General features: G+C 62.8%; 22 protein-coding genes and 1 pseudogene. 14 read left to right on the top strand and 9 right to left on the bottom strand.

The genetic code is table 11. The features are described 5' to 3' along the window. Nucleotides 1–127 precede the first annotated feature (127 nt). The gene (locus tag YY7_RS0104150; protein WP_028162116.1) at nucleotides 128–505 is read right to left on the bottom strand and encodes a DUF2946 family protein; all 378 of its coding nucleotides are present in this window, start codon (nucleotides 503–505) and stop codon (nucleotides 128–130) included. 397 nt (nucleotides 506–902) lie between these two features. Between YY7_RS0104150 and YY7_RS0104140 the strand changes: the two genes are divergently transcribed. The 7 genes from YY7_RS0104140 (at nucleotide 903) to YY7_RS50695 (ending at nucleotide 7,301) form a co-directional block, all read left to right on the top strand. Continuing rightward, entirely contained in the window at nucleotides 903–1,721 is an 819-nt protein-coding gene (locus YY7_RS0104140) for a chromate resistance protein ChrB domain-containing protein (RefSeq protein ID WP_028162115.1), read from the top strand. Continuing rightward, complete coding sequence (chrA, locus tag YY7_RS0104135; protein ID WP_028162114.1) at nucleotides 1,718–3,109, top strand: chromate efflux transporter; 1,392 nt, start codon at nucleotides 1,718–1,720, stop codon at nucleotides 3,107–3,109. Before YY7_RS0104140 ends, chrA begins: the two co-directional genes overlap by 4 nt. Nucleotides 3,110–3,187: 78 nt before the next feature. Beyond that, on the top strand, nucleotides 3,188–3,418 hold the full coding sequence (locus YY7_RS0104130) for a PepSY domain-containing protein (protein WP_409334847.1): 231 nt from the start codon (nucleotides 3,188–3,190) through the stop codon (nucleotides 3,416–3,418). A gap of 69 nt (nucleotides 3,419–3,487) precedes the next feature. Next, a complete protein-coding gene (locus YY7_RS0104125; protein WP_028162112.1) occupies nucleotides 3,488–4,432 on the top strand; it encodes a DUF1259 domain-containing protein in 945 nt (314 codons plus the stop codon). Nucleotides 4,433–4,526: 94 nt separating this feature from the next. After that, nucleotides 4,527–5,216: an ABC transporter ATP-binding protein gene (locus YY7_RS62950; protein ID WP_028162111.1), complete on the top strand. Its 690-nt coding sequence runs from the start codon at nucleotides 4,527–4,529 to the stop codon at nucleotides 5,214–5,216. Further along, complete coding sequence (locus YY7_RS0104115; protein WP_035689231.1) at nucleotides 5,203–6,582, top strand: ABC transporter permease; 1,380 nt, start codon at nucleotides 5,203–5,205, stop codon at nucleotides 6,580–6,582. The genes YY7_RS62950 and YY7_RS0104115 overlap by 14 nt, the downstream gene beginning before the upstream one ends. Continuing rightward, entirely contained in the window at nucleotides 6,579–7,301 is a 723-nt protein-coding gene (locus tag YY7_RS50695; protein ID WP_051396520.1) for a hypothetical protein, read from the top strand. Before YY7_RS0104115 ends, YY7_RS50695 begins: the two co-directional genes overlap by 4 nt. A 176-nt stretch (nucleotides 7,302–7,477) precedes the next feature. Here YY7_RS50695 and YY7_RS60060 read toward each other — a convergent pair whose 3' ends face one another. Together YY7_RS60060 and YY7_RS61770 are read right to left on the bottom strand one after the other, a co-directional pair. Further along, on the bottom strand, nucleotides 7,478–7,630 hold the full coding sequence (locus YY7_RS60060) for a hypothetical protein (protein ID WP_155255031.1): 153 nt from the start codon (nucleotides 7,628–7,630) through the stop codon (nucleotides 7,478–7,480). A gap of 321 nt (nucleotides 7,631–7,951) precedes the next feature. After that, the gene (locus YY7_RS61770) at nucleotides 7,952–8,179 is read right to left on the bottom strand and encodes a hypothetical protein (RefSeq protein ID WP_196237225.1); all 228 of its coding nucleotides are present in this window, start codon (nucleotides 8,177–8,179) and stop codon (nucleotides 7,952–7,954) included. Between YY7_RS61770 and YY7_RS0104100 the strand changes: the two genes are divergently transcribed. After that, complete coding sequence (locus tag YY7_RS0104100; RefSeq protein ID WP_051396519.1) at nucleotides 8,111–9,709, top strand: GMC family oxidoreductase; 1,599 nt, start codon at nucleotides 8,111–8,113, stop codon at nucleotides 9,707–9,709. The genes YY7_RS61770 and YY7_RS0104100 overlap by 69 nt on opposite strands. Before the next feature lie 17 nt (nucleotides 9,710–9,726). Here YY7_RS0104100 and YY7_RS0104095 read toward each other — a convergent pair whose 3' ends face one another. After that, complete coding sequence (locus YY7_RS0104095; protein ID WP_028162107.1) at nucleotides 9,727–10,998, bottom strand: cytochrome P450; 1,272 nt, start codon at nucleotides 10,996–10,998, stop codon at nucleotides 9,727–9,729. Between the two features lie 1,152 nt (nucleotides 10,999–12,150). Between YY7_RS0104095 and flhA the strand changes: the two genes are divergently transcribed. After that, the gene (flhA, locus tag YY7_RS0104085; protein WP_155255030.1) at nucleotides 12,151–14,379 is read left to right on the top strand and encodes a flagellar biosynthesis protein FlhA; all 2,229 of its coding nucleotides are present in this window, start codon (nucleotides 12,151–12,153) and stop codon (nucleotides 14,377–14,379) included. 310 nt (nucleotides 14,380–14,689) lie between these two features. Then, entirely contained in the window at nucleotides 14,690–14,884 is a 195-nt protein-coding gene (locus tag YY7_RS0104080) for a hypothetical protein (protein ID WP_028162105.1), read from the top strand. A 128-nt stretch (nucleotides 14,885–15,012) separates the two neighbouring features. Here YY7_RS0104080 and YY7_RS0104075 read toward each other — a convergent pair whose 3' ends face one another. From YY7_RS0104075 to fliI, 4 genes are all read right to left on the bottom strand, one after another. Continuing rightward, nucleotides 15,013–15,912 (bottom strand): anti-sigma factor, encoded by a 900-nt coding sequence (locus YY7_RS0104075; RefSeq protein WP_028162104.1) that lies wholly within the window; start codon nucleotides 15,910–15,912, stop codon nucleotides 15,013–15,015. Nucleotides 15,913–15,966: 54 nt separating this feature from the next. After that, nucleotides 15,967–16,512, bottom strand: a complete 546-nt coding sequence (locus YY7_RS0104070) for a sigma-70 family RNA polymerase sigma factor (protein WP_028162103.1) — start codon at nucleotides 16,510–16,512, stop codon at nucleotides 15,967–15,969. A gap of 178 nt (nucleotides 16,513–16,690) precedes the next feature. Continuing rightward, a complete protein-coding gene (gene fliJ / locus YY7_RS0104065) occupies nucleotides 16,691–17,107 on the bottom strand; it encodes a flagellar export protein FliJ (RefSeq protein WP_028162102.1) in 417 nt (138 codons plus the stop codon). Nucleotides 17,108–17,215: 108 nt separating this feature from the next. Further along, on the bottom strand, nucleotides 17,216–18,541 hold the full coding sequence (fliI, locus tag YY7_RS0104060; RefSeq protein ID WP_028162101.1) for a flagellar protein export ATPase FliI: 1,326 nt from the start codon (nucleotides 18,539–18,541) through the stop codon (nucleotides 17,216–17,218). A 369-nt stretch (nucleotides 18,542–18,910) separates the two neighbouring features. Here fliI and ctrA point away from each other — a divergent pair, with 369 nt between their 5' ends. The 4 genes from ctrA (at nucleotide 18,911) to YY7_RS0104035 (ending at nucleotide 22,218) form a co-directional block, all read left to right on the top strand. After that, the gene (gene ctrA, locus YY7_RS0104055; RefSeq protein WP_016848562.1) at nucleotides 18,911–19,612 is read left to right on the top strand and encodes a response regulator transcription factor CtrA; all 702 of its coding nucleotides are present in this window, start codon (nucleotides 18,911–18,913) and stop codon (nucleotides 19,610–19,612) included. Nucleotides 19,613–19,793: 181 nt separating this feature from the next. Then, nucleotides 19,794–20,378: a DUF4126 domain-containing protein gene (locus YY7_RS0104050; protein ID WP_028162100.1), complete on the top strand. Its 585-nt coding sequence runs from the start codon at nucleotides 19,794–19,796 to the stop codon at nucleotides 20,376–20,378. Nucleotides 20,379–20,825: 447 nt separating this feature from the next. Next, nucleotides 20,826–21,053, top strand: a complete 228-nt coding sequence (locus YY7_RS50685; protein WP_051396517.1) for a hypothetical protein — start codon at nucleotides 20,826–20,828, stop codon at nucleotides 21,051–21,053. A gap of 7 nt (nucleotides 21,054–21,060) precedes the next feature. Continuing rightward, nucleotides 21,061–22,218 carry a glutathionylspermidine synthase family protein gene (locus tag YY7_RS0104035; protein ID WP_028162099.1) on the top strand — a complete coding sequence of 386 codons (1,158 nt, stop codon included), beginning with the start codon at nucleotides 21,061–21,063 and terminating at the stop codon, nucleotides 22,216–22,218. 140 nt (nucleotides 22,219–22,358) lie between these two features. Here the strand turns inward: YY7_RS0104035 and YY7_RS61765 are convergent. Beyond that, nucleotides 22,359–22,621 (bottom strand): annotated as a pseudogene (locus tag YY7_RS61765) (IS4 family transposase); the annotation flags it as partial.

Genomic DNA, 22,621 nt, shown 5'->3' with positions numbered 1-22,621 from the left:
GGACAGGCAAACGAAATCGGGACATGCCTTCGCGCGCCGTCGAGGACAGCGATCGAGCGATGCATGTTGATTGAAGGAAAAGGCGTCGCGCTTCGACGAATTGTCGAAGCGGTGGCGCCGGCTCGCCTTACGACATCGAAGGCGGTGCGCGCGCCTGCGTGTTGGAGCCTGCGCGGGAGGCTACATCGGTCTGTCTGCGCGCGTGCCAGACCATCCGGACCGGTTGCCGATATGGCGTCGCGAACACGATGGCCTGCGGCGCATCAAATGACGCATTTGCCTGGGCCGCGCAGCAAATCAGACAGGCGATGCCATGCGCGCGCTGGCTGGCATCTCGATTGGCGTTCGCTGCCGACGCGACTGAATCGCTGTGACAAATTTCAGCAAAGCCGACCGGATCGGAAATGGCGATGGCCGCGGCCCAGCAGGTGGCGATCGGCGCCAGAACCTGAACCGCCAGCGCGATCAGAACGATCGGAAGAAATCTTTGCAACCGCTGCCGCATCAGCCCCACCCCATCAAGTTCCTAACACCCGAGGGTTTCAGAGTCGAGATAAGGCATTTCGGCCACCGCATTTCCTCGTCGCGAATCTACGTGTCGCAGATCGGCAGGGAGGTATCTTTGATCTAGCTCACACTGCCGACAATTGAGAGTATTGCCGACACCGCATGGCGAGCCGGTTCGCTGCATCAGGCCACCGCCAGATTGGCCGCGCGAGCGTCGAGTGGCGCGGAACCGGTCGGAACCATCAGATCAAGGATTCGTCAGGACTACCGACGCATCGCGCCATCGATTGACATGGCCGGCCGCAAGGGGTTTATTTTGTCTTCCGGGGATTAAGCGATCTCCCCGCGAGGCGACATGCCCAAGCATCGCGTCCTTAACTTATGAGGGACGCAGCATGTCTTCATACACATCCATTTCCCCTGACAAGCTTTCACGACTGATCGGCACCGCCGGTGCGCCTGTCCTGATCGATGTCCGCCTCGATGAGGACTTCGCCGCGGACCCGCGCCTGATCCCGGGCGCGACGCGCCGATCGCATCTCGACATCAACGACTGGGCACGAGAGCTGGCCGGACGGTCGGCCATCGTCATCTGCAACAAGGGCGAGAAGCTCTCAGAAGGCGCCGCTGCCTGGCTCCGTCACAACGGCATCGCGGCGGAGATCCTGGAAGGCGGCCATCTCGGCTGGAAGCAGGCGGAACTGCCCACCGTGCCCGCCAACAGGATTCCGCAGCGTGACGGACGCGGGCGCACTGTCTGGGTGACGCGATCGCGGCCTAAGATCGATCGCATCGCCTGTCCCTGGCTGATCCGCCGTTTCGTCGATCCCGCCGCGGTCTTCCTGTTCGTCGCGCCTGCGGAAGTCGTCGCGGTCGGCGAGCGCTTCGCGGCAACGCCGTTCGACATCGAGAATGTGTTCTGGAGCCACCGCGGCGAACTCTGCACGTTCGACGTGATGGTGCAGGAATTCGGCCTGTCGACGCCTGCACTGGAGCGGCTGGCCGTCATGGTGCGCGGGGCCGACACCGCGCGTCTCGATCTTTCTCCGGAGGCGCCGGGCCTGCTCGCGGTCTCGCTCGGCCTGTCGCGCATGTACGACGACGACCTCGAGCAGCTCAACGCCGGCATGCTTCTCTACGATGCCTTCTACCGCTGGTGCCGCGACGCGACCAAGGAGACCCACAACTGGCCGACCAGCAAGGTGAAGTCATGACCGCGCTCACCGCCGAATCGAAGGCCACTTCGCACAACGAGGTGCACGGCATCTCTTTTGCCGATGCGCTCGTCGTCTGGCTGCGCGTCGCGATCCTGAGCTTCGGCGGCCCGGCCGGGCAGATCGCGGTGATGCATCGCATCCTCGTCGAAGAGAAGAACTGGATTTCGGAAGCGCGCTTCCTGCACGCGCTCAACTACTGCATGCTGCTGCCCGGACCCGAAGCGCAGCAGCTTGCGACCTATATCGGCTGGCTCCTGCACCGGACCGTCGGCGGCATCGTGGCGGGAGGCCTGTTCATCCTGCCTGGCGTTTTCGCCATCATGGCGCTGAGCTACATCTACGCCGCCTACGGCAATGTCGGCTTCGTCGAGGCGCTGTTCTTCGGCCTGAAGGCGGCGGTGCTCGCCATCGTGATCCAGGCGGTGGTCCGCGTCGGCAGGCGTGCGCTCCGCAATCCGGTCATGGTTGCGTTGGCGGCGATCGCCTTCATCGCAATCTTCTTCTTCGGGGTGCCGTTTCCGGTCATCATCGTTGCCGCCGCCATCACCGGCTTCGTTGGCGCGCGGCTCGGAAGGCCGGAGTTCGCAGCCCTCGAACACGGCGGAAAGAGTTCTGCCGTGATCGACAGCATGCTCGGCGAAGCTGTGCCGGATCACGTCCGGCCGAATGCCGCGCGCACCCTGCGTGTGGGCGCGGCTTGGCTTGCGCTCTGGCTTGTTCCTGTCTTCGCCTTGCTTATCGCCCTGGGACCGAGCGATGTGTTCAGCCAGATAGCGATCTTCTTCAGCAAGATGGCGATGGTGACGTTCGGCGGGGCTTACGCCGTGCTGGCCTACGTCGCGCAACAGGCCGCCGAATACTATCACTGGGTAACCCCGCGCGAGATGCTCGACGGCCTCGGAATGGCAGAGACCACGCCGGGGCCGCTCATCATGGTGGTCCAGTTCGTGGGCTTCATGGCCGCGTTCCGTGAGGCGAGCGGGCTGTCCCCGATGCTGGCCGGCACACTCGGCGGATTGCTCGCGACCTGGGTCACTTTCACGCCCTGCTTTCTCTGGATCTTCGTCGGGGCGCCCTACATCGAGGCGTTACGCGGCAACAAGGCGCTCGCCGGCGCACTCTCGGCGATCACCGCCGCGGTCGTTGGCGTCATTCTCAATCTCTCCATCTGGTTCGCGCTGCACACGATCTTCCGGCAGACTTTTCCGGTGCAAGGCTTCGGTCTCTTCTTCGATGCGCCGGTACTGCGCAGCGTGGATTGGCCGGCGCTTGCGCTGTCGCTCGCGGCGGCGATTGCGATTTTTCGCTTCAATGTAGGAATGCTTGTCGTCCTCGCAGCGTCCTGCATCACCGGCGTCCTGTGGCGCCTGACTGGCATCATCTGACCGAAGCGCACGTGGCGGCGAGCCGAATGACGATAGCAGTAAACAATGGGCTGGAGGCACAAGCTGGGAGCAATGACCATGATGCGACTGATCTCTGGCGCAGCCCTTTGCCTGACGATGGCGGGCGTGCTGTCGCCTGCCTATGCCCTGACGCAACAGGAACTCGTCGCGAAGCTCGAGTCGGCCGGCTACTCGCAGGTCGGTGAGATGAAATCGACCGCCGAAGGCATCGTCGTGAAGGCCGTCAAAGACGGCAAGGAGGTCCAGATCGTCGTCGACAGCAGCGGTCAAATCAAGGAGCGGCGCTAGAGCTGCGCGCCGCGGTCGCAAGCACAAGCATCTCGAATACACGAACGCCAACAAGAGGAGCCAATCCCCATGACCATGAAAACTCGTTTTGCCGCCATCGCCGCAGCCTTGCTGTTACCGAGCCTCGCATCGGCGCAGCCCGTCGATTGGAACATCTTTGCGGAGCCGTTCATCTCGGAAGCTCACGCGCAGTCGATCGATTGGAAAAAGGTGGACACAGCGCTCGGCAAGACCGCTACCGTCAGCGGAGAGGTCCATCGCTACGGCCTGCCGCGGTCCGATCTGCATGTCACGCTCGACGGCGTAACGATCAAGCCCGCGCTCGCGCTCGGCGGCTGGGTGGCCTTCACTCCCATGGATGGTCAGGCGATGGTGATGGGCGATCTCGTCCTGCTCGAATCCGAGATCACGCCAGTCATGACGAAGCTCTTGAACAGCGGACTGGACATCACGGCGATCCACAACCACATCCTGCGCGCCTCGCCGGCAACGTTCTACATGCATGTCGCCGGACATGGCGATCCGGTGAAGCTGGCTAGCGCGATCCACGAGGCGCTGTCGACCGGCAGCAAGACGCCGTTCGAGCCGCCGGCGACCACCGCCGGCCCTGCGCCCACCGTCGACCTCGACACCGCGAAGCTCGACGAGATCATGCACGCCAAAGGGAACGTCACCGGCGGCGTCGATCAGTTCACGATCCCGCGCCGCGAGCCGGCGACCGAAGCGGGCATGACGGTCACCCCCGCGATGGGCGGTGCCAACGGGATCAACTTCCAGCCGACCGGCGGCGGCAAAGCCGCCATCACGGGCGACTTCCTCGTCACCGGCGACGAGGTCAATCCGCTGATCCGAGCCCTGCGCGCCGGCGATATCGAGGTGACCGCGATCCACAGCCACATGCTCGACGAGCAGCCGCGGATGTTCTTCATCCATTTCTGGGCCAACGACGACGCGCAAAAGCTCGCCCGAGGCATCCGCGCCGCGCTCGATAAAACGGCGGTGGCGCAGAAGTGAGAGGGCCGCCCATGGGTACGCCCGCCGCGATTGGGCCGGGTCCATGATCTCCGCGGCTGCTACTGCTCACGATACGTCCCGCGAGCTCCTTCGCGTGGAAGACCTCGTTAAGCGGTACGGCCAGGAGGCGGCGGTCGCGCATGTCTCATTTTCCGTCGCGGCCGGTGAAATCCTTGGCATTGTCGGTCCGAACGGGGCCGGGAAGACGACCTTGCTGGAATCGCTTGTGGGCCTGCTCGCGACGGAGCAAGGCACTGTTTTCTGGTGCGGCGAGGAATTGCCCCCACCGCGGAGAAAGGAAGCGCTGTTCTATCTGCCCGATGGCATACGGCCCTATCAGGACCGGTTCGCGATCGACGTCATGACTTTCTTTGCGCGGGTCTACAAGCGAACGGCAGCGCAGACGGCCGCAACGATCGCTGCCGTCGGATTGACGCCGGCCCTCGGCAAGCGTGTGCATGCGCTGTCCAAGGGCTACAACCGCCGGCTGCTGCTTGGGCTCGGTCTGCTGACGCCTCATGACGTGCTGGTGATGGACGAACCGTTCGATGGCTTCGACATCAGGCAGACGCGCACCATCATCGACGTGATCCGCCAGGAAGCGGCGCGGGGACGCACCTTCATCCTCGCCATCCACCAGCTCGCGGATGCCGAGCGTGCCTGCGACCGCTTTCTGCTGCTCGCCGGGGGAAAGGTACGCGGTATCGGCACTCTCGGCGAATTGCGCGCGACAACCGCGCTGGCGAACGGCTCGCTGGAGGAGATTTTTCTTGCGCTCACCTGAACCACATCGCGCTCGCGAGGCGCCGCTTGCTCCGCTGCTTGCAAAGGAATTGGCCGAGATTGTCTGCGGCCGGGCGCTCTGGACAATGCTGCTCCTGGTCTGTCCATTGATCGGCTACAGCTTCGTTCAAGCCGTCTCGCTCTATGGCGAAGCGAGCGCGTCGGCGCAGCAATCTCCGGTACTGGCGGCAAGCCTGTCGCCGCTCGACGGCGTCCTGGTGCCGACATTCGGCGCGTTCTACGTCGCGGTCACGCTGCTGTTCCCATTCGTGGCGATCCGCGCGCTGGGCCAGGAAAAGGAATCGGGCGCGCTGCGCCTGTTGGTCCAGTTGCCCTATCGATCCTCGACGCTCATTCTTGCCAAGCTCGCCGCCGTGCTCGCGGCCTGGATTCTGGTAAGCATTCCCGCCCTTTCAGCACTCGCGATCTGGGCGACGATGGGCGGGCATCTTGCGGCGTCCGAGACCGTGAACCTCTTGTTCGGCCATCTGCTCTACGGCCTGCTCGTGGGCGCGATTGCATTATTCGCCGCGACCATTGCCGATAGCGCGGCCACTTCAGCCATCATCGCGCTGGCAGTGACGATCGGATCATGGGTGCTCGACTTCACCCTCGCCGGCCATTCCGGCCTCGCGGCCTTTGTCGCGCAACTATCACTGACGCAGGCGCTGCGCCCGTTCGAACAAGGCTTGCTCTCCGCCGGGCTGGTGCTCGGCGTGACCGGCGCAATCGCAGGCCTGTCCGCCCTCGCGTCCATCTGGTTGCCGCCCGGCGTCCCAACGCAAACCAAGTGCATGCGTTCTGTCCCATGCGTGCTCGCCATCTTGCTGGCGCTCGGTCTGGCGACGCAGATCAGGCAATCGGTCGATGTCACCGAGGACCGGCGAAACTCCTTCCCGGCTGCCGATCAGCGGCTGCTCGCCACGCTCCGACTGCCTCTGATCATCAAGGTGAATCTCGCCCCCGAGGATCCACGCTACGCCGATCTGCAACGCAACGTGCTGGCAAAGCTCGATCGCGCGATGCCGAACGTCTCGATTATTGTCGCCGGCAGCCATCGCGATGCCGCCAGCCAACCGGCCAATGATGCTTATGGCGAAATCGAATACTCATACGGCGCCCGATCGGATGTCAGCCGCTCGACCAGTCCGCGCGAAGTCCTGCCGCTGCTGTATGCCCTCGCCGGCAAGCAACCGCCCGCGCCCGCACCCAGTGACGAATATCCGGGCTATCCGCTGGTCGCCACGGCAGATGCTGCACTGTTCTGGTTCGTCGGCGGACTCCCGCTGTTGATCGCGGGCGCCTGGTGGTGGAGCCGGCGCCCGCCGGCCAAATCCCTGTTCACCTGCAAAGGAGCCCAATCATGACCGCAGGAGGAAGCATCAAGCCCATCGCTGCTGCGATGGTTCTCGCAGCGCTGGCGCTGCCGGCACTCGCCGGGCAGCCGACAAAAATCGACTTTGTCGACGAAACCGTGGGCACTGAGCCGAAATCGCTCGTGCCGGTCGTCGGCATCTGGCACATCGAGAGCGATAGCGGCAAGAAGGTGCTTGCGGTGGACGGCCGGCAGTGGAAGGAGGGACAATCGTCTGCCGGGCTCGCCGACAAGGCGCGCGCGCTTTATGGCGAGCGCTACGCCGAATTCCTCGATCGGGTCCAGGCCTATGCCTACTTCCCCTACGTGATCGCGCCCAACATCGAAAACTTCACCAACGGCGAGATCACCGTGCGCTTCCAGGGATTGTCCGGCCGCATCGATCAGGGTGCCGGAATCCTGTTCAACCTGAAGCCGAACGGCAACTACCTGACCGTCCGCGCCAATTGTCTGGAAAACAACCTCGTGCTCTGGAAGTTCGAGAACGGCAAGCGCTCGTCGGTCAAATGGGTGCGCAACACGCCGACCGCCACGCGCCAATGGCACGACCTCAAGGTTCGCATCATCGGTACAAAGGTCGAGGGCTATCTCGATGGCAAGCTCTATCTCGAGCACACATTGGCGCAGCCCGTCTCGGGTCGCGTCGGCCTGTGGTCGAAGGCCGATAGCCACGTACAATTCGCCGACTACACCGTCACGGCCGCCGACTGAGAAATACGGTAAACGCTTTTGCCACCGATGAGCGCATCATCTGCGGACGGAAGATCGCGCTCCGATACGCGAGCCGAGAGCGTTTTCAAGCGAAGTGGACACCGGTTCGCGTGAAGAAAACGCGTCAAAACAAGAATCTAGAGCTTCGGTTCTGATTCCATCAGAACCGAAAATGCCTAGGCGGCGACGCGACCGGCCTCCAACCGAAACTCCAAGTCCTCGATAAGCTGTGCCAACCGTTCAAGCGTAAACAGATCGGTCGGTTCCTGTGCCAGCCTTCGGGTTTGCGCAAGCTTTTGTTCCAACTCTTTACGCTCGCGGCGCAACATTTGGAGCTCCTTGCTATGTGGGCGAAGTCCGTCAAATTGATCGGGAGAAGTTTACAACTTGTTAAAGCGGCGAGCGCTCCGCATCCGACGAACGGGAACCGTTTGCACGGAACTCATGCTTGAACAAAGATGAGATCATGATCCGATTCCGTCTAATCGGTTCATGATCCAGCGTCCCGTTCTCCGTTGCTTCAACGAGTGCAGCCAAAAACGTAATCCGCCATCCGTTGCGCCTCTGACCCGTGCGTTACGCCATCACTCTCACGCGTGGAAGTTACGATGCGTGTGGCTCGACCAACCCACCCCGGGATTCTCGCGTCCTCAGACACCAAGTGTTGCGGCTGTAACCTTTGCCTGGGCGGGACACACTTCGGTGATGCCGCTCATCGATAACAGCGGCGCTTCGGACTCCTGATAGAATTCGCCGAGGAATATCAGGCAAGCGCCGTCCCATGATGGCGATCGTGCAAGAGGAAAATCATGGCCGACGACCTTGCCGCTCGTGTTCAGGCCAATCAGCAGAAGCTGAGAGCTGAGTTGAAGTCCCACTATGACTTCATCATTTGCGGGTCGGGGTCATCGGGTTCAGTAGTGGCGCGGCGTTTGGCGGAGAATGCCGACGTCAGCGTTCTCCTGCTCGAGGCCGGCGGCAGCGATGACGTGCCTGACATCATGAGCGCGTCGCGTTGGCCCGCCCTTCGCCGTGGCGAACACGACTGGTCCTTCAACGCGATGCCAAATCCTCGGCTGAACGATCGCGCCATTCCCATGTCCATGGGCAAGGTGCTCGGCGGCGGATCCAGTATCAACGTGATGGTTTGGTCGCGCGGCCACAAAGCGGATTGGGATGGCTTCGCGGCGGAAGCCGGTGATGACGGCTGGAACTATCAATCCGTGCTGCAGATCTATCGGCGCATCGAGGACTGGCACGGCGCACCGGATGCAGTCCGCCGCGGCTCCGGGGGGATGGTCTTCGTGCAACCGGCGCCTGATCCGCATCCTCTCGCCGCCGCGATGATCGAGGCCTTTGCCACCGTCGGCGTTCCGACGTTCGATGACCAGAACGGCGTGATGATGGAGGGCCATGGTGGCGCCGCCCTCACCAACCTGTGCGTCCGCGATGGCCGACGGCAATCCATCTTTCGTTCCTATGTCTATCCTATCATGGATCGTTCAAACCTCACGGTCCTGACAGGCGCACTCGTCACTCGTCTAACGTTGGCCGGCAAGCGAGTGACCGGCGTGGAGGTCGCGTATGAGGGCAAGATGCGTCGCATCGGTGCTGGCGAAGTCGTGCTGTCGCTGGGCGCCATTCACACGCCCAAGCTGCTCATGCAGTCCGGTATCGGCGATGAGGCCGAGCTGAAACGCTTCGGCATTCCTCTTGTCCAGCATCTGCCCGGCGTCGGCCAGAACTTCCAGGATCACTTCATGGCACCATGCGTCTGGGAGTCGTGTGGGCCTATTGAACGCCGCAACAATTTGACGGAAGCGACCGCACTTTGGCGCAGTGACTCCGCGCTCGAGGTGCCGGACCTGCAGACGCTCATGGTCGAGGCACCCTATGCCAGTCCGCAGGCCGCCAAGGATCCGCTGCCGCCCGATAGTTGGTCACTGACAAATGCGGTACTGCGCACCGCCAGCCGGGGCTGCCTCCGACTGACCGGACCCAATCCAGACGACCCGGTCGAGATCGATGCAAACTGCCTCGACGATCCCGCCGATCTGAAGGCGCTGAAGACCTGTGTCGAGTTCTGCAGGGCTATCGGCAATTCACCGGCCTTGCGACCTTTCATGAAAAGAGAACTCGTGCCGGGACCGGTCGACGATTCCGGGCTGGAAACGTTCATCCGTAATGCGACGGTCAGCCACTCGCACCAAACCTGCACTGCCAAGATGGGGCGCGATGCCATGTCGGTGGTCGACCACGACTTGCGCGTTTACGGTCTCGATCATTTGCGGATCGCCGACGGATCGGTCCTGCCGCGGGTGACGACCGGCAATACCATGGCCCCATGCGTCGTCATCGGCGAGCGTGCTGGCGAGTTCCTGAAGGCCACTCACCGCCTCGGGCCATGAGCGGACTCCGGTGTTCGCTATCTGGCAATCCGAACAGGCAGGGTCTCGTAGCCATTGACGAAATTCGAATACACTCGCCTCGGTTCGTCGACCACTTCTATACGCTCGAAACGCTTCAGGATTTCTTCCCAGATGATCTTGAGCTGCAGCTCGGCGAGCCTAAGCCCGACGCAGCGGTGAATACCAAAGCCGAACGACAGATGCTGGCGCGGTCGCTGCCGATCGATGATGAACTCGTAAGGCTTCTCGATGACCTCTTCGTCGCGGTTGCCCGAGACATACCACATCGCGACTTTATCGCCCTTCCTGATCAGCTTGCCGCGGAACTCGATGTCGGAAAGTGCCGTCCGCCGCATATGGGCAACTGGCGTCTGCCAGCGGATCACCTCCTGCACGAAACTATCGATCAGGGCAGGACTCTTCCTGAGCTTCTGATACTGATCCCAATGCCGATTGACCGCATAGATGCTGCCCGACAAGGTATTGCGAGTAGTCTCGTTCCCGCCGACGATCAAAAGCAGCAGATTACCGAGGAAATTTTTCGGATCCACGTCGCGCGCGGCCGGGCTGTGCGCCATCAGCGACAACAGATCGCTTTTCGGCGGCTGGTTGATGCGCGCGTCCCAGAGCCGGCTGAAATATCGCGCGCATTCTTCAAGTTCAGCCTGCCGCTCGTCCTCGGTCGCAACGACACCTCCGGGGCCCGGAATGGTCGTTGCCAGATCAGACCAGCGCGTCAGCTTTCGGCGATCCTCGAAGGGGAAATCAAACAGGACGGCCAGCATCTGCGTGGTCAGCTCGATCGAGACCCGGCCGACCCAGTCGAACACCTCGCTCGTCGGCAGATTGTCGAAGCATTCGACAGAGCGCTCACGGATGCCGATTGCCAACTGTTCGAGATGTGTTGACGTGAATACTGGAGCTATCGTCTTGCGCTGAGCGGCATGGCGCGGAGGATCCATGCTGATGAAGCTCTCGCGGCGCAGGTCGGGTGTCACGTCGACCAGGGTGATGCCGCCAAGCGCCGACGCCGAGGAGAACACCGCATGATTGGCTTCAACATCGATGATGTCCTCGTATCTGGTGATGGACCAATACGCGCCGAACATGCTGTCGCTGGTGTAGTGGACCGGATCTTCCTTGCGCAGCCGATCGAAGTAGGGCCAATGGGTGTTGGAGCGGAACAGCTCGGGATCTGCGGGATCGAGCCCTTCCAGCGGCAGGGAGAGAGCCCGGTCGCGAGCGCTGTCGTATCGGCCGTCTTGAGTGGGATCGAGTGTCCTGTGCATGGCCGGCTCCTCGTCGGTCGTTTCCTTTTTCTTGTGCGGAGCGTCTGATCTTCTGCGGAGTGCTTGATGAGCACGAATCAAATCCGTTTGTCTGCATCTCGGCCCGTGCGCCGGTTTTCGTGATGCCGCGCGCCTCACTCTCCGTCATTCCGGGGCGCGCGCAGCGCGAGCCCGGAATCCATCTAGCCGCATGCACGAGCGGAGAAATGGATTCTCTGATGTGCAATTGCACATCATAGCTCGACGCTGTCGCATCGCCCCGGAATGACGAAGAAAAATTCACCTGCGATTTCAACCTGATTTGCCCCGTCCAGCCCTGTAGCGAAAAACATTCCGCTTCCGCCGTCGGGCAAATCAGTGCTTTAACTCCGCGCGTCTCACCCGAATGAGGGGCGGGTCGCGATCGTCACGAACGTTGCGGTGAGATGCGGTGGACGCGGATGTTGCGATAGACGAACGCAGCATCAGCGGACGGCGAAGTCGTGTGGTCCTGGCGCCCCGACGCTGGCGCTAAGTTTTGTTCGTTGAACAGAGCGACGGTGGCAAGAAAGCCCGGTCACCGAGGAGAGCACGAAGGAAACCGTAACACCATCGCGCAGGGAAAGCCGGAATGCTTCGGTTGAACCTGTGGTCCTACCCCCGTGCTTTTTGTTGCACGGGACCCACGGGTGCAACCAGCACCCGGCTTTCCCTGCGCCCTCTGATATCGAGGAGGGTGAAACGAGACGCAAACCTCGGACGCAATGCGCCGCGAGAACGCGAACTCACATTCTCTCCGCTGTTTGACATTTGAATCCGAACCCATCCCCACGTCGTCCCGGGCTTGACCCGGGACCCATAACCACAGGCCTTTGTGGTGTGCTCCGCTGCAACCGCTTGCTCGCGTCACCGCACTTCCCTGTGGTTATGGGTCCCCGCTTTCGTGGGGGACGACACCGAGAATGAGGTGGAGAGCCACGCACTCCGCTCCATCCTCTCACCCTGAGGAGATCGCGCAGCGGTCGTCTCGAAGGGCGAGGCCACGGGCGGCCTCATCCTCCCCCAGCCTCCCGAAAGGACAGTGTCGTTAACCCTTTACTAACCATACGCTGGGCAAAAATTGCCGGGTGAAGTCGAGTGTCGTCGGTCGCGGATGACGGGAGGGGATCCCCCGTGGACGCCAGCGCGGTGCCTCACTTTCGGAGCGGCGGCCCGCAAGCCGCCGCGCAGACATTTGGCGGCCGCGCCCGGCAGGCGCGGGGGGATCGGGCTACCATGGTCGACGTGACGGCGGGTCAGGGCACGGCATCCGGCGGCTTCTCTTTCGCCGACATCACCAACATCCTGAAGCGCGGCGACATCGCGCTCGCCTTCGGCATCCTCACCATCCTGGTGGTGCTGATCCTGCCGCTGCCCTCGATCGTCCTCGATCTGTTCCTGGCGATCTCGATCACGCTGTCGGTCCTGATCCTGATGACCGCCCTGTTCATCCAGGCGCCGCTGGAATTCTCCTCGTTCCCGACCATCCTGTTGATCTCGACCATGCTGCGGCTGTCGCTCAACCTGGCCTCGACCCGGTTGATCCTGTCGCGCGGGCATGAGGGCACGGCAGCCGCCGGCCACGTCATCGAGGCCTTCGGCAATTTCGTGATGGGCGGCAATTTCGTGATCGGGATCATCGTGTTCGCGATCCTGGTCATCGTCAACTTCGTCGTCATCACCAAGGGTTCGGGCCGCATCGCCGAAGTCGCGGCACGCTTCCATCTGGATTCGATGCCGGGCAAGCAGATGGCCATCGACGCCGACCTCTCCGCCGGCTTGATCGACGAGAAGGTCGCCAAGGAACGGCGCAAGGAGCTGGAGGACGAAAGCGGCTTCTTCGGCGCCATGGACGGTGCCTCGAAATTCGTCCGTGGCGACGCGATCGCCGGCCTGCTCGTGGTCTTCATCAACGTCGTCGGCGGCATCATCATCGGCGTCGCCCAGCAGGGCCTCGGCTTTGCCGAAGCCGCGCGCACCTACACCGTGCTGACCGTCGGCGATGGCTTGGTGACGCAGGTCCCGGCGCTGATCGTCTCGACCGCCGCGGGCCTCCTGGTCTCGAAAGCTGGCGTCTCCGGCGCCGCCGACAAGGCGCTGATGAAACAGCTCTCGGGCTACCCGCAGGCGCTCGGCATGTCGGCCGGCGTCATGATCGTGCTGTCGCTGCTGCCGGGCATTCCGATGATCCCGTTCCTGGCGCTGGGCTCCGGCGCCGCCGCGCTAGCCTGGACCGCGCGCAAGCAGAAGCATGCCGCCAAGGCCGTCCAGGCCGCCGCTGCGGCCGCCCCTACTGCTGCGGCAGCGGCAGCCGCAGCAGCCGCCGAGGAGCCGATCTCGAGCGCGCTCAAGATCGACGACCTCAAGATCGAGCTCGGCTATGCGCTGCTGCCGCTCGTCAACGGCCCCGACGGCACCGACCGATTGACCGAGCAGATCAAGGCACTGCGCCGCTCGCTCGCGGTCGAGATGGGCTTCGTGATGCCGGCGGTGCGCATCCTCGACAACGTCCAGCTCGAGGCCAACACCTATGTCATCAAGATCAAGGAGGTCGATGCCGGCACGGGGCGGATCTGGCCGAACCAGTTCATGGTGATGGACCCCGGCGGCAACCAGGTTGCGATCCCCGGCATCCATACCGTCGAGCCGACGTTTGGTCTGCCTGCGACCTGGGTCGACGCCGCGCTGAAGGAAGAGGCCTCGCTGAAGGGCTACACCGTGGTCGATGCCGCCACCGTGCTGTCGACGCACCTGACCGAGCTGCTCAAGAACAACATGTCGGACCTGTTGTCCTACGGCGAGGTGCAGAAGCTGCTCAAGGAACTGCCGAAGGAACAGGGCGAGCTGATCAAGGATATCGTGCCGAGCCAGGTCACGATCTCCGGCATCCAGCGCGTGCTGCAACTGCTGCTGGCCGAGCGCGTCTCGATCCGCGACCTCTCGACCATCCTCGAAGGCATTGCCGACGCGCTCGCCTTCTCGCGCAATCCGGCGACCATGGTCGAGCATGTTCGCGCCCGCCTGGCGCGGCAGATCTGCGCGCAGAACACTTCCTACAACGGCTACCTGCCGCTGATTGCGCTGTCGGCGCGCTGGGAGCAGGCGTTCGCGGAATCGATCGTGGGCACGGGCGAGGACAGGAGCCTTGCGATGCAGCCGTCCAAATTGTCGGAATTCATGACCGCGACCCGCAACGCCTTCGAGCAGGCCGCGCGCGAAGGCGAAGCGCCGGTGCTGGTGACCTCGGCCGCGATCCGGCCCTTCGTTCGCTCGCTGGTTGAACGCTTCCGCTCGCAGACGACCGTTTTGTCGCAGGCGGAAATCCATCCGCGGGCACGCTTGAAGACCGTCGGGAGCGTGTGACCGGCCCGCAAATCAGTCGCAAAGCGACGCAGCATTTTCGTCACATGCAACTTGTTTGTAGAAAATGGCTTAATTTCAACAGCTTATCGTCGCCGCGCCCCACTCTCGATCTAACGCATTGCAATAACTGAATAATATTCCCGCCAACGCGGATTTCGATCGCGTCGGATCACGTCTGTTCACGGGCTTGTGATCGCCTCTACGGAACGGAATCGGCGATTCCTATGTTGGAAGGGCGCAAGGATGTTGAACCTGTCGGAAGAGGCGACCGACAAAAAGTAAGCGACAGGGAAGGCGGCAGGAGACTTCCATGAACCACTCGATCTACAGCGCGGATCGGACGACCCATCTGAAGATTGTGGTCGTTGCACTCGTAGCGGGTGTGGTTGTGGCCGGCCTTGGCATCATGGCGCGTAACAGCGTGGACGAGTACCAGACCGCGCGGGTGATGAAGGCCGGCAAGCCGGTGGCCATCACCTCATCGAACAATTCGCTCGTACGCTAGAGCAAGAGAGGAATTTACGGAATTCACGTGGTTCTTTACAGCCCCCCAAAGGCCACGTGGATATTAAGACCCCCAACTACCCCCAAGTTGACTATCGAAAACGCCCGCTCCCCACGGGCGTTTTCTTTTTATTTTGAATCAGCGGTTCCGGGCGGCACGCTCTCGATCAGCCTGCCGGAGAAGATCGGTGCCGAGGTCGGCATGCCCGTCGGCGACCCGCCCTCCGGCTCGACGGTGACTGCGTAGGTCGCATCATTGATCGTGGCGGCATCGATGGACGACAGCACCGGGCGCTCGGTGAAATCATCAGCGCCGATCACGCCGAGCGAGCGCGGCTGCGGCAGCTTGTCCGAGATCAGCCACAGCTCGAAGCTCTTGCCGGGCTCCGGCGTCGCACCGACCCGGCGCACCGTGAAGTTCCTGGTGGCGGCATCGACGGTCAGGATGAAGGCTGGCGAGTTGCCGTCCTGCTGCAGCACGGCGACAAATTGTCCCGAGGGCGGCGGGGGCGGTGTCTTGACCTCCACGATCTCTGTACGGGGCTTCGGACGGATGGCGTCAGGCAGGGCATCGGGGCGGTAGACCTGAAGCCCCAGCACCACCAGGAGCGCCGCCGCGATCGCGCTCACCGCCGACGCCACGCCGCGCCAGCGTCTGAGCCGGCTTGTGAGCTGGACGACGCGGTCGTTGTCGACGACCGGCGCCCGTTGGACGGGGGGCCCGGCGACGACTCTCGGCTCGACCGGCGGTGGCGAAGATGACGGGGCTTCCGGCGGCAGGGCCAAGGGCGCCTCCGGTGCGGAGGATTGCGCGATCGCGCTCTTGATGTTCTCCCACACGATCGGCCGCGGCTCGACCAGGCCCACCATCTGGTTGAGCGGGCCGAGCCTGAATTCCCAGGCCTGCACGAGGGCGGTGAACTCCTTGTCCATCGCCATCATGGTCTCGACCTGCGCGCGCTCCTCCGCATCGAGCGAGCCGAGCGCGTACTCGGCGGCGAGCGCGATATGGTCCTCGTTATGAGCCATCACACGACGTCAAAACCCAAGCCTTCAAAACCCAGGCCTTCAAAATCCAAGCCTTCAAAACCCAAGACACTCCCTGATCTCCAATAGGCTACGGCGCAGCCATGTCTTCACCGTGTTCACCGGCGTCTCGAATTTGACGGCGAGCTGCTCGCGGCTCCAGCCGTTGTAATAGGCAAGCAGCACGAGCTTCTGCCGGTCCGGCTCCAGACGGCCGACGCATTCCAACAAGCGGCGCAGTTCCTCCGTCATCTCGCGTCGCGCCAGCGGATCGGGCGTCTCGGCCGCGACCTCCATCGCCGCAGGCTCTTCCTCCAGCGAGATTTCGCTCTTCTTGCGGACCATGTCGATGGCGCGGTTGCGGGCAATGGATGCCATCCAGGTGATCGGCGACGCCAGCGCCGGGTCGAATTGTCCCGCGCTGTTCCAGATCTTGACGTAAGTATCCTGAATGACCTCCTCGGCAAGATCCTGTCGCCGCAAGATACGCAGGACGACGCCGAAGAGTTTCGCCCGCGTGGCCACGTACAATCGCTCGAAAGCGGCCTCATCCCCCTTCGCAACGGCAGCGATCAGCCAGACCAGTTCAGCCGGCGTCAGCATTCAGCATCCCCCAAATCGCGATCCCTGTTCGCCTGATGCCGGGAATTAATCCTATCTTCTCGTAGCATAGTTCGGCAGGCCGCGGTCCACCAGCCGATGGATTCGGGACCTTTCCAAAGCAAAACCCGGGCTTCGCAGCCCGGGTTCGGTTCCCATCCAACGTGGAGAGGTTCAGGATTCAGGCAACGCCGAGACGCGCCCGCATCAAGCCGATCGAGTCCATGTCGGCCTGCTCCCGGGCGCTCTCTTCAGCGCGCTCGCGGGCCTGGTCGCGCTCGTCCAGGAGCTCGACCTTCTTGAGTTCCTCGAAGGCTTCGCCGAGCTGCGCCTTGGCCTCCTCGAGCTGGATGCGTAGCTCGTCAGCGGAGCGGGTCAGGTTTTCGCGGCGCTGGATCGCAGCCTTGGCATAGGTCGGATAGGCAAAGTGAGCGGGATCGTTGATCCCGGCTCGCTCCTGCTCGACCTGAATCTCGCGTTCAAGCTCCACCGACATGCGATGGAAATCGGCGATCATGCCTTCGATCTGGGTGACCCTGCGGCGCTTCTCGTCGACCTGAAATTTCTTCAGGCGGATCAGCGTGTCACGTGACTTCATCGACTCATACTCCCCAGAAGTCCCGATTTCGAACGCGGGACAAGGCCGGCTCCCCCTGGACCCCGCCGGCGCAGCTAATGACATGCCGCGGATGATGGCCCGACAAAGTTAGCGTTCCGTTTCCAAATTCGAGAGGATTTGCGCCAGTTGCCGATAGCCGTCGGCCAAACTGACAGACTCGCCCTTGCCCTGGCGCAGGAAGGCCTCCAAAGGCTCGTGCAGGCGGATCGCCTCGTCCACTTCCGGGCTGGAACCGGCCCGGTAGGCGCCGAGCCGGATCAACTCTTCCATATCAGCATATGTCGCCATCACCTGCCGCGCCCTGGTGATAACGGGGAGAAATGCCGGGTCGGCCGAGCGCGGCATCGTGCGGGAGACCGATTTGAGGATGTTGATCGCAGGATAGCGCCCGCGCTCGGCGATCGAGCGCTGCATCACGATGTGACCATCGAGGATGCCGCGCACGGCATCGGCGATCGGCTCATTGTGGTCGTCGCCATCGACCAGCACCGTGAAGATCGCGGTGATGGCGCCGACCCCGGTCCCCGGCCCTGCCCGCTCCAGAAGCTTCGGCAGTTCGGTGAACACCGTCGGCGTATAGCCCTTGGCGGTCGGCGGCTCGCCGGCGGACAGCCCGATCTCGCGCTGCGCCATGGCAAAGCGCGTCACCGAATCCATCAGGCACAGCACCTCCTTGTCCTCATCGCGAAAATACTCCGCGATCGCGAGCGTGAGGTAAGCGGCCTGCCGCCGCATCAAGGCCGGCTCGTCGGAGGTCGCGACCACGACCACCGAGCGCGCGAGGCCCTCCTCGCCGAGGTCTTCCTGGAGGAATTCCTGCACCTCGCGGCCGCGTTCGCCGATCAGCCCGATCACCGAGATGTCGGCATCGACATTGCGCGCCAGCATCGAGAGCAGCACCGACTTGCCGACGCCGGAGCCGGCGAAGATGCCGAGCCGTTGGCCTCGGCAGCAGGTCAGGAACGTGTTGAGCGCGCGGATGCCGAGATCGAGCGGGCTGCCGACCCGCTTGCGCGAATGCGCCGGCGGCGGTGCGTTGCGGAAGGGAACGGGAGAGGCGCCCTGCGGCAGCGGACCCTTTCCGTCGATCGGCTCGCCCATCGCGTTGACGACGCGGCCGAGCCAGGCCGCCGACGGCCGCACGAAGCCGGCGGCGTTGGCGATGACAGCACGGCAGCCACGCCTGACGCCTTCGAGACCACCGAACGGCATCACCACCGCGTTGCTGCCGGAGAAGCCGATGACCTCCGCCGGGATGAAGCGATTGCCGCCAACGTCGATCACGATGCGGGCGCCGACCGACATCGCATGGATGGGGCCGGCGATCTCAACCATGAGCCCGCGAACGCCGACCACGCGGCCATAAATATTGACGCCGTCGATGTCGCCGATCTGTTCCGCGAGCGCTTTCATTGCGAAAACCTTAAGTTTCGCCGATTTCTCCGCATCCGCTTAACTTCGTGTTTACCCGCATCATTAATCATTGCGTCACTGTCTTTGGGTGACTGAGGTCGCTTGCCTGTTCAGAAGAAGGGCGAGTCGCAAGAGTCGGTTAGTCCGGCCTCTTAAAGTGGAGCTTGAACGAGAACGGATGAGAAAAGCTGCTTCTGCGCAACATCTTAGGGCGATTCGAAAAAAATTGCACCGCGGACCTTGCGAATGGGAATCAGTTTTTGTTAACCATGTCTCGTCAGGATCCGAATCAGTTGTGCAAAGGCGTTTTGTGAGTGCCGCAAGTGCGGCCGACCTGACGCCCAGGAGCGGCGACTAAAGGGGACTGGCATGCGCGTTTTGCTGATAGAAGATGACAGCGCCGTCGCGCAGTCGATCGAATTGATGCTCAAATCCGAGAGTTTCAACGTCTATACGACGGACCTCGGAGAAGAAGGCGTCGATCTCGGCAAACTCTATGACTACGACATTATCCTTCTCGACCTGAACCTGCCCGACATGTCCGGCTACGACGTGCTGAAGCAGCTCCGGGTCTCCAAGATCAAAACCCCCATTCTGATCCTATCCGGCCTCGCCGGCATCGAGGACAAGGTCAAGGGTCTCGGCGTCGGCGCCGACGACTACATGACCAAACCCTTCCACAAGGACGAGCTGGTCGCGCGTATCCACGCTATCGTGCGCCGCTCCAAGGGCCATGCCCAGTCCGTCATCCAGACCGGCGATCTCGTGGTCAATCTCGACACCAAGACGGTGGAAGTCGGCGGCCAGCGCGTGCATCTGACCGGCAAGGAATATCAGATGCTGGAGCTGCTCTCGCTGCGCAAGGGCACCACGTTGACCAAGGAAATGTTCCTGAACCATCTCTATGGCGGCATGGACGAGCCGGAATTGAAGATCATCGACGTCTTCATCTGCAAGCTGCGCAAGAAGCTCGCCAACGCCTCCGAAGGCCGCAACTTCATCGAGACCGTGTGGGGCCGCGGCTACGTGCTGCGCGAGCCGCACGAGGCGGACGAACGCATCCCGGCCTAATCGCCCCGATCTCGCTGCTCCGACGAAAACCCCGCCGAAACGGCGGGGTTTCTATTTTGCGCCAGCCTCAAACCGGTCGGCAATATTGTTCGCCATGGCGATCTTCAACCTGGCGGGGCCAATCGAAACTTCGCAAAAGCTGTTACGATCAGCCGAACCGGGCTGATGGAGTTTGCGGCACATGTCGAACTTCGATCTGGCACTGTCGGTTGGGCTTGGCATCGGCTTGGCCGCCGCAACCGGCTTCCGGCTGTTCCTGCCGCTGCTGGTCCTGAGCGTGGCCGCCTACACCGGACACGCGAATCTGAATGAGGGCTTTGCATGGCTCGGCACACCTGCCGCGATCATCATGCTTGGCACCGCGGCCATAGCCGAGATCGCCGCGTTCTACATTCCCGGTGTGGACAACCTGCTCGATACGGTGGCGACGCCCGCTGCTGTCGTCGCGGGGACAATCGTTTCCGCCGCTGTCATGACCGACTTGCCGCCGATGGTGAAATGGACGGCGGCCATTATCGCGGGAGGAGGCGTTGCCGGCATCACGCAAGGTTTGACCGCGATACTCCGGGCAAAATCATCCATCTTCACCGGCGGCCTTGGGAATTCGGCCGTCGCAACGGCCGAACTCGGGAGCGCCTCGCTGATGGCACTTCTGGCCCTGGCCGCGCCGCTCGCCGCGCTCGCGCTGGTCATCCTGTTTTTCTGGCTGGCATTCCGCCTGCTTCGGGGCTCGCATCGGCCAAACGAACCCATAAGCGGGGATTGAACCCGCCATCGTCATGCGCCGACCAATCGCTCGTGCAATTCTGTTGTCGGGCGAATCGGGGGCGCGATTGCTCAGATTTGGCTCCACCGCCTACTCGCTGATGCGTGCGGCCGCCGAACGACCCGGCGCCGTCGTTTTCGCAGGGCGACACCGAATGCCGGCAGCGCGGATCGTCCTCCTCCAGCCACGGCTCCAGCGGCGGCTCGCGCTACTCCAGCAGCGGCTCCTCCTCGAGCCACTCCGCCTCAGGCACATCCGACTCCGGATCGAACCATGTCAGCCGCGGCGGCTTCGGCTCGTTCGCGCACGCCTTCGGCTTTTCCGGTGGTTGAGAGAAGCGTACCCTTCGCACATCACCGTGAAATGACTGCTTTTGCTTGCCTTGGCATCGGCCGCTGTTGGAGACTGGTGTCACACCGCAAATGGCGGAAGAACGGGACTGCCGTCATGAAACGCTCGCGCCGGGTCGTCCTGAAACTGATGGGAAGCGTTGCGGTCGGCGCCGTCTCGATGGGGCTGGTACCGCGCACTGATTGCGGCCCCGGCAACACGGCCGCACCCGGCCCCGGCGGCAAACCCAGTTGCCGCGCGGTCTATGGCGGCTTCGGCGGGACGCCCCGCCGCTTCAACGCCCGTGGTGACGTTGAATTCGACCCTTCGTATGGCGGAAGCTGATATCCGCATGCGGCGCATTCCTTGTTCGGAACGTGACGACTGGCCGGCGACCGCCGAGCGCGCCGGCTTCAGTTTCCACACCATAGGCGGCGAACGCTATTGGGACGAACGCGCCTACTACGCCTTCACGCTGGACGAGATCGAGCGTGGGATCGAGGAGCCGACCGGCGAGATCCACGCGATGTGCCTCGAACTCGTCGGCCGCGCCACCGAAGATGAAAAATATCTACGCCGATTGAAGACCCCGGAAGCGTTCTGGCCGCTGATTGCGGAAAGCTGGCGCCGCGACGACGGAAGCCTCTATGGCCGGCTCGATCTCAGCTTCGACGGGCGCGGACCGGCCAAGCTGCTGGAGTACAATGCCGACACGCCGACCTCGATCTTCGAGGCGGCGGTGTTCCAATGGACCTGGCTCGAGCAGGCGATCGAGCGCAACATCATCCCGAAGCGATCCGACCAGTACAATTCGATCCACGAGCGGTTGATCGACGCCTGGAAGAAATTGGCATCCGGCGAGCACCTGCATCTTGCCGGCATGACCGGCAATGCCGAGGACGCCGCAACGCTGGCCTATCTGGAGGACACCGCCTCGCAGGCCGGCCTTGCGACCACGCTGCTCGATATCGAGGGCATCGGCCTTACCGAGGACGGCCGCTTTGTCGACCTCGATAACCGCGCAATCGAGCTCGCATTCAAGCTCTATCCTTGGGAATGGATGTTTCACGACACCTTCGGCACCAGGCTCGCGAGCGCGGCGACGCGCTGGATCGAGCCGCCGTGGAAGGCAATCCTGTCCAACAAAGGCATCCTGCCGCTGCTGTGGGAGATGTTTCCGAACCATCCCAATCTGCTGCCGGCCTATTTCGAGGATGATCCGAACGCGCAAACGCTCGGCAGCTCGTTCGTCCGCAAGCCGATCTATTCGCGCGAGGGCGCCAATGTCGCGCTTGTCCGCGCCGGTACCACGCTGATCGAGCAGGAGGGGCCCTACGGCGCCGAAGGCTTCATCCGCCAGGCGCTGGCGCCGCTGCCGAATTTCGCAGGCCAATATCCGGTGATCGGGAGTTGGCTGATCGATCACACCCCATGCGGGCTATCGATCCGCGAGGACGAGAATCCGATCACGGGCAACACGTCGCGTTTTTTGCCACACGCGATCCTTTGAGGGTGCCGCCGCTCGCAATGACGGCCGTCGTCCCGGGCTTGACCCGGGACCCATAACCACAGGCGATCGTTGTGGGGCAAGCAAGCGGTTGCAGCGGAGCACATTACAAACGCTTGTGGTTATGGGTCCCTGCTTTCGCACTAGGGCATGCACGGATCTCTGAGGCTCCATCCGACTGCGACGGCATGGAAGTATTCAAGGCCGGTTTTGAAGGTGATCGGGCCTGGCGGCTTGGATGATGGATAGCCATCCCAGCCGCCGAGGCGGCCGATGATCCAGGCGGCCCAGGCGAGGCTGTCGGGGGGATGTGGGTTTTTCAGCCGTTTGGTTCTGGCTTCGAGCTGCTGATTGAGGGCGGTAAGCGCGGCGACCTCGCTGGCGGTGAAGGCGATGTGGACCGACT

Origin of the sequence: Bradyrhizobium elkanii WSM2783, from assembly GCF_000472865.1 — a bacterium.
GTDB lineage: Bacteria > Pseudomonadota > Alphaproteobacteria > Rhizobiales > Xanthobacteraceae > Bradyrhizobium > Bradyrhizobium elkanii_A.
The sequence above is the reverse complement of the archived record's forward strand: the minus strand, read 5'-3'. Positions and strand labels throughout refer to the sequence as shown.

Coding starts and splice junctions, on each gene's coding strand:
- YY7_RS0104140 (WP_028162115.1), top strand. CDS start 903: ATGTCTTCATACACATCCATTTCCCCTGACAAGCTTTCACGACTGATC.
- YY7_RS0104075 (WP_028162104.1), bottom strand. CDS start 15,912: ATGGCTCATAACGAGGACCATATCGCGCTCGCCGCCGAGTACGCGCTC.
- YY7_RS50685 (WP_051396517.1), top strand. CDS start 20,826: ATGAAACGCTCGCGCCGGGTCGTCCTGAAACTGATGGGAAGCGTTGCG.
- chrA (WP_028162114.1), top strand. CDS start 1,718: ATGACCGCGCTCACCGCCGAATCGAAGGCCACTTCGCACAACGAGGTG.
- YY7_RS0104130 (WP_409334847.1), top strand. CDS start 3,188: ATGATGCGACTGATCTCTGGCGCAGCCCTTTGCCTGACGATGGCGGGC.
- YY7_RS0104080 (WP_028162105.1), top strand. CDS start 14,690: ATGAACCACTCGATCTACAGCGCGGATCGGACGACCCATCTGAAGATT.
- YY7_RS0104095 (WP_028162107.1), bottom strand. CDS start 10,998: ATGCACAGGACACTCGATCCCACTCAAGACGGCCGATACGACAGCGCT.
- YY7_RS0104150 (WP_028162116.1), bottom strand. CDS start 505: ATGCGGCAGCGGTTGCAAAGATTTCTTCCGATCGTTCTGATCGCGCTG.
- YY7_RS0104125 (WP_028162112.1), top strand. CDS start 3,488: ATGACCATGAAAACTCGTTTTGCCGCCATCGCCGCAGCCTTGCTGTTA.
- YY7_RS0104070 (WP_028162103.1), bottom strand. CDS start 16,512: ATGCTGACGCCGGCTGAACTGGTCTGGCTGATCGCTGCCGTTGCGAAG.
- YY7_RS0104100 (WP_051396519.1), top strand. CDS start 8,111: ATGGCCGACGACCTTGCCGCTCGTGTTCAGGCCAATCAGCAGAAGCTG.
- YY7_RS0104050 (WP_028162100.1), top strand. CDS start 19,794: ATGTCGAACTTCGATCTGGCACTGTCGGTTGGGCTTGGCATCGGCTTG.
- YY7_RS60060 (WP_155255031.1), bottom strand. CDS start 7,630: ATGTTGCGCCGCGAGCGTAAAGAGTTGGAACAAAAGCTTGCGCAAACC.
- ctrA (WP_016848562.1), top strand. CDS start 18,911: ATGCGCGTTTTGCTGATAGAAGATGACAGCGCCGTCGCGCAGTCGATC.
- fliI (WP_028162101.1), bottom strand. CDS start 18,541: ATGAAAGCGCTCGCGGAACAGATCGGCGACATCGACGGCGTCAATATT.
- fliJ (WP_028162102.1), bottom strand. CDS start 17,107: ATGAAGTCACGTGACACGCTGATCCGCCTGAAGAAATTTCAGGTCGAC.
- YY7_RS0104035 (WP_028162099.1), top strand. CDS start 21,061: ATGCGGCGCATTCCTTGTTCGGAACGTGACGACTGGCCGGCGACCGCC.
- YY7_RS50695 (WP_051396520.1), top strand. CDS start 6,579: ATGACCGCAGGAGGAAGCATCAAGCCCATCGCTGCTGCGATGGTTCTC.